The 9940-nt window shown below is 70.9% G+C and carries 10 protein-coding genes and 2 pseudogenes; 8 read left to right on the top strand and 4 right to left on the bottom strand.

Annotated elements, in window-relative coordinates; all coding sequences use genetic code 11:
• The 4 genes and pseudogenes from A2U95_RS31930 to A2U95_RS00030 all read left to right on the top strand — a co-directional run.
• Nucleotides 1-261 (top strand): annotated as a pseudogene (locus tag A2U95_RS31930) (hypothetical protein); the annotation flags it as partial.
• Nucleotides 262-390: 129 nt separating this feature from the next.
• Complete coding sequence (locus A2U95_RS00020; protein WP_166020108.1) at nucleotides 391-678, top strand: heavy-metal-associated domain-containing protein; 288 nt, start codon at nucleotides 391-393, stop codon at nucleotides 676-678.
• Between the two features lie 88 nt (nucleotides 679-766).
• Nucleotides 767-1207, top strand: a pseudogene (locus tag A2U95_RS33300) (cation transporter); the annotation flags it as partial.
• Between the two features lie 399 nt (nucleotides 1208-1606).
• The gene (locus A2U95_RS00030; protein ID WP_166020124.1) at nucleotides 1607-2101 is read left to right on the top strand and encodes a DUF456 domain-containing protein; all 495 of its coding nucleotides are present in this window, start codon (nucleotides 1607-1609) and stop codon (nucleotides 2099-2101) included.
• 10 nt (nucleotides 2102-2111) lie between these two features.
• Here the strand turns inward: A2U95_RS00030 and A2U95_RS00035 are convergent, their stop codons facing one another.
• Together A2U95_RS00035 and rsgA are read right to left on the bottom strand one after the other, a co-directional pair.
• On the bottom strand, nucleotides 2112-3329 hold the full coding sequence (locus tag A2U95_RS00035; RefSeq protein ID WP_166020110.1) for an SGNH/GDSL hydrolase family protein: 1218 nt from the start codon (nucleotides 3327-3329) through the stop codon (nucleotides 2112-2114).
• Between the two features lie 217 nt (nucleotides 3330-3546).
• Entirely contained in the window at nucleotides 3547-4650 is a 1104-nt protein-coding gene (gene rsgA, locus A2U95_RS00040; RefSeq protein ID WP_166020112.1) for a ribosome small subunit-dependent GTPase A, read from the bottom strand.
• A gap of 455 nt (nucleotides 4651-5105) precedes the next feature.
• On the opposite strand from rsgA, the gene A2U95_RS32275 reads away from it, so the two are divergent.
• Complete coding sequence (locus tag A2U95_RS32275) at nucleotides 5106-5711, top strand: restriction endonuclease (protein WP_240957140.1); 606 nt, start codon at nucleotides 5106-5108, stop codon at nucleotides 5709-5711.
• A gap of 466 nt (nucleotides 5712-6177) precedes the next feature.
• On the opposite strand, the gene A2U95_RS00050 is transcribed toward A2U95_RS32275, so the two are convergent.
• Nucleotides 6178-6456, bottom strand: a complete 279-nt coding sequence (locus A2U95_RS00050) for a heavy-metal-associated domain-containing protein (protein ID WP_166020114.1) — start codon at nucleotides 6454-6456, stop codon at nucleotides 6178-6180.
• 828 nt (nucleotides 6457-7284) lie between these two features.
• Here A2U95_RS00050 and A2U95_RS00055 point away from each other — a divergent pair.
• Nucleotides 7285-7566 carry a metal-sensitive transcriptional regulator gene (locus A2U95_RS00055; protein ID WP_166020116.1) on the top strand — a complete coding sequence of 94 codons (282 nt, stop codon included), beginning with the start codon at nucleotides 7285-7287 and terminating at the stop codon, nucleotides 7564-7566.
• 415 nt (nucleotides 7567-7981) lie between these two features.
• Here the strand turns inward: A2U95_RS00055 and A2U95_RS00060 are convergent, their stop codons facing one another.
• A complete protein-coding gene (locus A2U95_RS00060) occupies nucleotides 7982-8971 on the bottom strand; it encodes a hypothetical protein (protein WP_166020118.1) in 990 nt (329 codons plus the stop codon).
• 163 nt (nucleotides 8972-9134) lie between these two features.
• Between A2U95_RS00060 and A2U95_RS00065 the strand changes: the two genes are divergently transcribed.
• Both A2U95_RS00065 and A2U95_RS00070 read left to right on the top strand, forming a co-directional pair.
• Entirely contained in the window at nucleotides 9135-9419 is a 285-nt protein-coding gene (locus tag A2U95_RS00065; RefSeq protein ID WP_420856933.1) for a heavy-metal-associated domain-containing protein, read from the top strand.
• A gap of 91 nt (nucleotides 9420-9510) precedes the next feature.
• Nucleotides 9511-9940, top strand: a 430-nt coding sequence (locus tag A2U95_RS00070; protein ID WP_166020120.1) for a cation transporter, incomplete at its 3' end; no start/stop codon positions are given.

The raw sequence follows: 9940 nt of genomic DNA on the forward strand, positions 1-9940 counted from the left end.
GGCGGTCCCGTCGGCCCGGACGGTGAAGGCCGCGGTGCGGACGACACCGTCGTGCCGGAAGTCCAGGAAGAGGCGGCAGGCGCCCGCGCCGGGCGCGGTCGCGGTGAAGGAGATGCCGGGGCCGGGCTCCGTGGCGCCGTCGCGCCCCTCGCCGTGACCACCCTCCCGGGGGCCGGGCGACGCCTGCCGGCCGTGAAAGCAGTGGTTCTCGCACCGGTGTTCGTGACGGATCCCTTCTCGGCGGTGTCGCCGCCGCAGTGACAACACGGCCGACCGAATACCCCCGGGGGGTACGCAGAAAGGGTTTGCCAAAGATACGGGGTGGGGGTATACCTGAAGATGTAAAGGTACCCCCCGGGGGTACCGGCTGCCCACATCCCTGGAGGAACCATGTCCTGCTGCACCCCTGACGGCACCTGCTCCACCGGCACCGGCGCGGCCGTGGCCACCGAGGTCTCCACGGGCGCCACCACCGTGTACGACGTCGCCGGAATGACGTGCGGGCACTGCAGGGCCACGCTCACCCGGGAGATCGGCGCCCTGGACGGCGTCCTCGCGGTCGACGTGGACCTGGAGGCCGGCCGGGTCACCGTCACCACCTCCGGCGAGCCGGACGACGCGCTGCTGGCGCGGGTCGTCGACGACGCCGGCTACGAACTCACCGGCCGCGCGGCCTGAGAACCCGCCCGCCCGGGCCCGCCCACGGGCCCGGCCGCACCCCTGACACCCCTGCCCCCTCTCACATCCCACAGCCCGAGGAGCGGTGATGGCCACCACGGTCCCCGACACAGCCGAGGTCGAACTCGCGATCGGAGGTATGACCTGTGCCTCGTGCGCGGCCCGGATCGAGAAGAAGCTGAACCGGATGGAGGGGGTCAGTGCCACCGTCAACTACGCCACGGAGAGGGCGAAGGTCACCTTCCGGCAGGACCTGGAGGTCGCGGACCTGATCGCCACGGTGGAGGCCACCGGGTACACCGCCCGCCGGCCGGAGCCGAAGGCGGTGTCCGGTGCGGCCGGGTTTGGGGACGGCGGGCCGGAGCGGGAGGAGCAGAGCGATGAGCTGCGGCCGCTGCGGCAGCGGCTGGTCACCGCCGTGGTGCTGGCGGTCCCGGTGGTCGCGATGGCGATGGTCCCGGCCTGGCAGTTCACGTACTGGCAGTGGCTGTCGCTCACCCTGGCCGCCCCGGTCGTCAGCGCCTCGGCCCCGGATCCGGGCCGGGGCGCGGGCACGCTCCGGCCGTCCTCCGGGACGCCGTCGGCCGCACTCCCGCCGACCGTCCCCGCCACCGAGGCGAACCGGTCGTCCAGGGAGTCCGGAGCGGCCGTCGGTCCCGTGTCACCGGCGGTCTCGTCGTACAGCTGGCCCCACCAGTCGTCCTCGTCCCCGTCCTCGTCCCGGTGGCCGGTGGGCGTCTCCCCCTGTTGGCTCATGCCCCTAATCATCGACCGCGCCGCGCGTCTGAAACCGGGCACGCGCCATTCGGGCGGACACCGCCACCAGAACAATTTTTCGGACGACAACCCGAACAGCAGGCCGAAGTCGCCGCGACCCCACGGCCGTGCCAACCCCGCACACACCGCCCGTTTCCGGCACCCTGGAGGAATGGGAGCGTGGGAACTCCTGCTGGCCGGGGCGATCATCCTGCTCGGCATCTGCGGAGTCTTGGCACCGGGGGTGCCCGGGTCGTGGCTCGTGTGGGCCGGTGTGCTCTGGTGGGCCCTCAACGACCCCCGGCCCACTGCGTGGGCGGTGCTGGTGGGCGCCACCCTCCTGCTCCTGCTGGCCCAGCTGCTGCGGGCCCAGATCTCGCACCGGCGGGACTCCCGGACCACCGCCGTCGGCCGCCGGTCCGACCTGCGCGGCTACGCGGGCGCCGGCGCGTTCCTCGGCTTCTTCCTGCTGCCGGTGATCGGCGCCGTGCCCGGTTTCCTCGGCGGCCTCTACCTGCACGAACGCGTGGGCGAACGCCGCCGCCCCCGCGAGGCGAGGGCGGCGGTCCGGAGCCTGATGGGCTCCGGCGGCACCGTGCTGCTGGTGGAACTCTACGCGGCGCTCCTGGTCCTCGGCGCGTGGCTCCTCACTGTCCTCACAAGCTGAACATCAGCCGTCAACCCCGCAGCGCCTTCAGGTCGACGGCTCGCGCCAGCGCCTTCATCCCCGCGTCGTTGAAGTGGAGGTGGTCGCCCGGATCGTAGGCGGGCCGGATCCGGTCCGGCCGTTGCGGGTCCCGCACCGCCGCGTCGAAGTCCACCACCGCGTCGAACGGCGCGTCCTCACGGATGAAGCGGTTGACCTCCTGCCGCAGCGCCTCCCGGCCCGGCGTGTACGCGAGATGCCCGCGGTAGGGCGTCAGCGTGGCCCCGACGACCTTGATCCCCTTGGCGTGCGCCCGCTTCGCGAGCGTCCGGTACGCCTTGCGGAACGCCTTGATGCCGTCCTTGCCCGCCGCGTCGGTCATCACGTCGTTGATGCCCTCCAGCACGATCACCGTCCGCACACCGCTGCGCCGCAGGACGTCGGCGTCGAAGCGCTCGAGCGCGCTCGGCCCTGACCGGTCGTTGAGGACCCGGTTGCCGGAGATCCCCGCGTTCAGCACCCCGAGCCGGTGGCGCGGCGGCAGCGCGGCGAGCCGGTCGGCCAGCCGGTCCGGCCAGCGGCTGTTGCTGTCCGGTGTGGTCCCCACGCCGTCGGTGAGGCTGTCGCCCAGCGCCACCACGCTTCCGGCCGCCCGCGCGGTGCGGACGTCCACGCCCGTCACGTAGTACCAGGACCGGACGGTCGAGGTGTAGGCCCCGCCGCGCACGTCGGAGGCGCGGTCGGCGCCGTAGGCGACGAAGTTGGTCTGCTTGGCGATCCGGTGGTAGGTGGCCGGTCCGTCGTCGAAGGGCGTGTGGACCGACACCAGGAGGTTGGAGCCGCCCGGCACCTGCAGCCGCACCGGGTCGCTGACGACCTCCTCGCCGGCCGGCACCACAGCCGTGGGCCTGCCGTCGAAGAGCACCTGACGCATCGTGCCCGGCACCGCGTCCGGCCGGGGGAAGTAGCCGTGTTCCTGCAGCGCCAGCGTGACCGAGCCGAGGCGGAGCGGACGGATGCCGAGCCGGTTGGAGAGGCGGACCCGCGCCGTGCTGCCGCCGATGCTGGTGTGCACCACGTTGCGGATGGACGCTCCGGGCAACGGCGGCGCCGTGCCGGAGGCGGCGGTCGCCCACGTGCCGGCCCACTCCTCCTTCTCCCCCCGGCGGTCGGGCGTCGCCGCGTGGGCCGGTGCCGTACCCAGCAGGACCAGGAGCAGCGCCACGATGACCCGTACCGCCTTGACCATGTATTCCGTCCTCCGCACTGTTCAGTTGGCCGTGCGTCAGGTGTGCATTGACGCAGCCGACAGTTCCACAACGTAACGCGACCGACACGGAGCGTGTCGGTCGCGTCGTCAGGATCACCCGCAAGAGGGGTGGTGACGGAGGTTTAACCCGGCGTCGGGGAGGTGGCGGCGGGGCCGTTCGGCCGCCGCCGCTCCTCCTTCCGGGCCGGACGCGCGGCTACCGCGCGCGGCCCCGCTTGGCCTCCATCGCGGCCCGCCCCTCGGCCCCGCGGCGCTTCCACTCGCGCCGCATTTCGGCCCTGGCCCGGGCGTCGGTCTTGGCCACGATGTACTGGTTCTCCCGGAGCAGCTTGCGGTAGCTCTCCAGGCGCCGTTCGGGCAGCTCGCCCGAGTCGAGCGCGGCCAGCACCGCGCACCCGGGCTCGGCGACGTGCGCGCAGTCGTGGAACCGGCAGTCGGCGGCCAGCTCCTCGATCTCCGCGAACACCTGCCCGACGCCCCGGCCCGCGTCCCACAGCCCGACGCCGCGCAGCCCCGGCGTGTCGATCAGCACCCCTCCGCCGGGCAGCGCGAACAGGTTGCGGGTGGTCGTGGTGTGCCGGCCCTTGCCGTCCACGTCCCGCGCGGCCTGCACGCTCATCGCCTCCTCGCCGAGGAGCGCGTTGGTCAGCGTCGACTTCCCCGCGCCGGACTGGCCGAGCAGCACGGTGGTCCCGCCGGCCACGGTGGCGGCCAGCACGTCGACGCCCTCTCCCGTCTCGGCGCTGACCGCCAGCACCTGCACCCCGGGCGCCGTCCCCTCGACGTCGCGCACCAGGTGCCCGAGGGTCACGGGGTCGGACACCAGGTCCGCCTTGGTGAGCACCACCAGCGGCTGCGCGCCCGACTCCCAGGCCAGGGCCAGGAAGCGCTCGATGCGCGGGTACTCGAGCTCGAGGGCCAGCGACACGGCGACGACCACGTGGTCCACGTTGGTGGCGAGGACCTGCCCCTCGGACCGCTTGGACGACGTCGACCGCACGAACGCGGTCCGCCGCGGCAGGTACTCCCGCACGTAGCGGGGCTCGCCGCCGGCCGGGTCGATCGCGGCCCAGTCGCCGGTACAGATGACCCGCATCGGGTCGTGGGGGGTGACGAACGCGGTGTCCGCGCGCACCACGCCCTCCGGGGTCATCACGTCGCACTGCCCGCGGTCGACCCGGATCACGCGCCCGGGGACCAGCCCCTGCGCGGCGTAGGAGGAGAACTCGGCCTCCCACCCCTCGTCCCAGCCGAAGCGGGCGAGGGAGTGCGAGGAAGCCGAAAGAGAAGAGAGGTTCAAGGGAAACCCTTCGAAGGGCGGCCCCGGCGCCGCGCGTCACAGGCGCGGAAGAAGAGAGGTGTCAGCCGGAGGCCACGGAGGTGAACGGAACGAACGACTGGATGCGGGCAGGGCCCGTCACAGAGACAGCCATCGGTCACACCTCCCGGAGTCCTCGAATCGAACGAACAGCACCCACAAGGCGCTTCGCCAACACGGCACAGCCTAGAGCCGCCGTCGGTCAGGCGCCATCTCTTTTCGGGCCCCTCCGGCGCGAGTACGGCACTCCAGGGACCCATACGGCGTGCACGCCGGTTGAACAGGAGGAACCAGCACCGTTGACCCGGCGCACCGGGACGACGTGCGCGCTCCTCCGCTTCTCGCCATTCACAGTCGCCCGCCCACCGGTGAAGCGGCAACCCGTTCGTCTGCGGCGCCCTCGGGGGGCGGCGGAAGTCGTCTCGGCCGTCGCCGTCGTGGCCGCGGTCCTCGTCCTCACCACCCGCATGGTCACGCAGGCAGTCCGAACCCTGGTGGAGGCGTGGCCCATCGTGCTGGCGCTCACCGTGCTCGCGGGGGCTTGCGCCGCGTGGCGCGTCGCCCGGTCGACCGCAGCGCGACGTCGGGCCGCGGAGCGGCTGGCCATGCTTCGCATCACCTTGGCCGAACTGGACGCCATGGACGACCACGCCTTCGAAGAAGCCATGAAGAACCTGCTGATCCGCGACGGCTGGCAGGCCCGCCGGGTGGGCGGCCGGGGTGATCAGGCAGCGGATGTCATCGGCGACCATCCTCACCTCGGCCGGCTCGTCGTCCAGGCCAAACACACCGCCGTCGGCGGGAAGGTCGGCTCGCGGGTGATGTACGAGGTGAAGGGAACATCAGGACCTGTCCACAAGGCCGATCACGCGGTCGTGATCACCAATGGAGCCTTCACCCGCGATGCCATGAAGTGGGGTGACCAGCACAAGATCCACTGGCTCGACAGAGAAAGACTGAGGCGCTGGGCCGAGAACGGCACCGCCCTGCACGAACTCCTCAAGCTGACCGCCCGCCCGAGCCGCTTCAACCGGGCCGCCTGACCGACCCGGCGCGATGCTGAAGCGCGGCTTCACGTCCGACGCCGTTGCGGAGCTCGGCAGGTTCGGCCCGCGTCGCCGATGGCGATGGCTCCGACGCGAGTTGTACGCCTTTCACCGCCCAGGCGGTCGGGGCGAGTGGTGGACGGCCACTGTTCGGGCACTCCACCCGCATCCGCTCGAGCAGGGGAATCAGCTGTGGGCTGTCGCCCCGCCGGCCAGGGGTGACCAGCAGAGCCTGCGGGCGAAGGCCGCCTTCCCGGCCGAGGTGAATCCTGCAGGTCAGCCCACCCGGGAGCGTCCACGTCCCTCATCGGGGCACTGGCCCGCCCCTGCCCGCGCGGCGAGGTCGAGGTGTCAGCAGCCGGCGGCTTCGAAGCCGCGCAGGTGCAGGGAGTTCCGGATCGGGTGAGCGGAAGGGGAAGGAAGAGGCCGGGCCGCGGACGGGCCCGGCAGACGGGCAGAACCTTCAGGCCGCACGGCCGGTGAGCTCGTAACCGGCGTCGTCGACGACCTTCGCCAGCAGTGCGTCATCGGGCTCGCCGGAGCTGGTGACGGCGACCTGTCCGGTCTCCAGGTCGACGTTGACCGCCAGCACGCCGTCCAGGGCGCCGATCTCCTTGGTGAGCGTGGCCTTGCAGTGCCCGCACGTCATCCCGGAAACGTTGTAGACGGTGGTGGTGCCCTCGGTGGCCTCAGCCGTGGCGGTGCCGGTGGAGCAGCTGCCGTCGGGGGTGCAGCAGGACATGAGGTTCCTCCCGGAGGATGCAAACAAGGATGTACCCCAGGGGGGTACCACTGACGTCATTAGATATACCCCCTCCCGGTATGTTTGGCAAACGTTCTCGGCTCCCGGCCATACCCCTGGGCCGTACAGGGTCAGAGGGACGCCGAGGGAGGCGGCGACAGCGCCGAGAACGGGTCCGCCCTGAACGCCGGCGTGAAGATCACCGCTCTCACCACCGTCATCGCGGCAACCTGACCCCGGCAAGACGGCCGGATCCCGGACCCACCCTTGCCGCCAGTCGCCCGGCCGTCGATCTGGAGCCACGCCTGGACATCTACGACCACCTCGCCACCCTGCGCTCCGGCGGCCTTCACCTGCCCCCACGCCCGTTCCCGACGGTGAACCCGGCAACGATGCCACCAAGCCCGGCCCGTCAATCCCCTTCGCCGCCACTGCATCCAGCGCGGGTGTCCACCGCCCCTTCCTGGGCTTCCAGCCCAACCACGCCGTCCGCACACGCCTTTGCCCTCCGGACCGGCAAGCCCACCCGTGCGTCCAAGCCGACAGGCGGTGAGCAGCACGGCGACGACCGGCATCACCCCGTTGTCGCCTTACGTCGACGCGAGCCCACCGCAACGCTCGGACCTCACCCTCACCCCCCGTCGTGACCGTGCTCAGGATTCGGTCACACCGAAGGAAGGGGCTCGGCGTAATACCGCTGGGGGGTATACTGGACGGCTCGGCTTCCAGTGCGATATCTCTACCTGGCCCCCCGTGCTGCCGGAACCTGCTGCCGCTGCAGCGAACGAGCGCAGCCGTGTTCCGCACACGAGAAAGACGAGATGGCAGATGGTCAGCTACAGCAACCACAAAGACGACGTGCTCAAGCGGCTGCGGCGGATCGAAGGACAAGTCCGAGGACTGCAGCGCATGGTGGAAGAGGACACCTACTGCATCGACGTCCTCACCCAGGTTTCCGCCGCCACACGCGCCCTGCAGTCCTTCGCCCTGCAGATGCTCGACGAGCACATGGACACCTGTGTACGGGCCGCTGTCGCCGAAGGCGGTGAAGAAGGAGACATGAAGCTGAAGGAAGCCCGTGACGCCATCGCCCGCCTCGTGCGTTCCTAGACACAGCCGCCCCTGTCACTCGAGCCCGGCCTTCCAGCTCCAGGCCATGCGGGACGCAGCAGCAGACGCCGATCCGCGAGTCCTTGGCGTCCGCCGCGTTCGCCTCACCACTCTCGAACCGCTCGGCCGCCTCCAGCCGTGCCCGTTCCCGGTGCTCCCGACGTTGTGCGACATCACGAGCGCAAGCCCGGCAACGGCCGGCAGCGCCGCACGGTGAGTCCGCGGCGGACCGGACTCGTTCTCGAGGACACGTACGGCGTGTTTCACCGAGTCGTACTTCACCAGGAGCTGCCGCACCGGCAGTTGAAGGTTCGCCGCCTTCATCACCGCAAGGCGCCTGGTCCCGGCTCCCATGGGAGCCGGGACCAGGCGAGGCCCTCTTCACGATCAGGCCATATGCGACGTGCCCACGAAGTCAGTGCGTGTGCCCGGGGTCTTCCTCTGCGGGCTTGGCCTCGGCGGGCTTCTCGGATTCGTCCGCCGCGCCGCCCGCGTGCACCGTGAAGGCCGCCGTCCGGACCTTGCCCTCGTGCTTGAAATCCAGGAACAGGCGGTACGCGCCGGCACTCGGTGCCGTAGCCGTGAAGGAGACTTCAGGGCCGGGCTCGGTCTTGCCGTCGCCGGGCTCGCCGTTCGGGTGAACGTGCAGGTAGGCGAGGTCACCGGAGCGCAGTGCGACCAGGTGGCCATAGGCGCCCAGGTAGGGCTGGAGGTCCCGGACCGGCTTGCCGTTCTTGGTGACCGTCAGGGTGACCTCGCTGTGCTCACCCTGGGTCAGGGTGCCCCCGAGCTTCACCTTGTACCCGTCGACCTTGGCTGTCGTGCTGTGCTCGGGCAGCTCGCCGGGCTCGTAAGGTCCGGACGCGGCGAGGTCGGCGCCGAGGGTGAGCGCTTCGCCGCCCTTGGGCTTGAAGTCGGCGAAGACGCGATAACTACCGGCCTTGGGCAGGTCCACAGGCGTGGACCACGTACCGTCGGCGGCCCGGGTGGGGTGCAGATGACGGTAGACGGTCAGGTCGCGCGAGGCGAGGATCAGATGCAGGTCCTTACCGTGCTCGCGCTCGTACGCGGTGACCTTGCGCCCCGTCCCGTCCCTCATGACGGCGAAGCGCAGGCTGGTCTTCTCGCCGGCTTCGATGCGCGGGGTTTCCAGGTCGAGCGTGTAGCCGTCCTTGGAGACCTCGAGACCTCCTGGCGGTGCCGCTTCGTGACCACCACCCCTCACTTCGTCGTGCCCAGCCGCTCCCTCCTTGTGTCCGGCGGCCGCATGGCTCTTGGAGCCACCGTGGGTGCCGCTCTCCGGCTCGGATGAAATCGGGCCGACCGCGCCGCCCACGCCGTAGGCGGCACCGAAGGTCGCGGCGAGCGCGGCGGCGAAGACGGTGACCCGCAGTCCGGTGTTCATGGACAACTCCTCATCTCCGGGCCGCTCGTGCGTGCGGCCAACACGCCTTAACATACCCCCCCGGGGTACTAAGTCAAGTCAGGTCGACGCTTGCCACCCGATACGGGCGGGGGGTATACATGAAGCCGTCACCCCATACCCCCCAGGGGTATAAGGACCAGTAGTGGAGGAATCCGTGTCGAACTGCTGCACCCCTGACGGAAGCTGCCACACCACGGCGGAGGTCAAGACCATCTACAAGGCCGAAGGCATCGGCAGCGCGCACTGCCAGGGCGTCGTCACCCGTGCGGTAGGCGGTCTGGACCAGGTCACCGCGGTCGAGGTCGAGATCGGCACCGGACTGGTCACGGTGACCACCTCGACCGAGCCCGACGCCGCGCTCGACGAGCTGATCGCCAAGACCATCGATGAGGCCGGCTACGACTTCGTCGGCCGCGCGGCCGCCTGACCCACGAACCGGGCGGGGGCCGCGCCGTCTTCGCGGTCCCCGCCCTGTCCCATCTGTCGCACATCACGTCCGTGAGCTCCGAGGAGCAGACATGACCACTACCACGCCCGACACAGCCGAGGTCGAACTCGCGATCGGAGGCATGACCTGTGCCTCGTGCGCGGCCCGGATCGAGAAGAAGCTGAACCGGATGGAGGGGGTCAGTGCCACCGTCAACTACGCCACGGAGAGGGCGAAGGTCACCTTCCGGCAGGACCTGGAGGTCGCGGACCTGATCGCCACGGTGGAGGCCACCGGGTACACCGCCCGCCGGCCGGAGCCGAAGGCGGTGTCCGGTGCGGCCGGGTTTGGGGACGGCGGGCCGGAGCGGGAGGCGGAGAACGATGAGCTGCGGCCGCTGCGGCAGCGGCTGGTCACCGCCGTGGTGCTGGCCGTCCCGGTGATTGCGATGGCGATGGTCCCGGCCTGGCAGTTCACGTACTGGCAGTGGCTGTCGCTCACCCTGGCCGCCCCGGTCGTCA

This window comes from Streptomyces chilikensis (assembly GCF_001642695.1).
Classification (GTDB): domain Bacteria; phylum Actinomycetota; class Actinomycetes; order Streptomycetales; family Streptomycetaceae; genus Streptomyces; species Streptomyces chilikensis.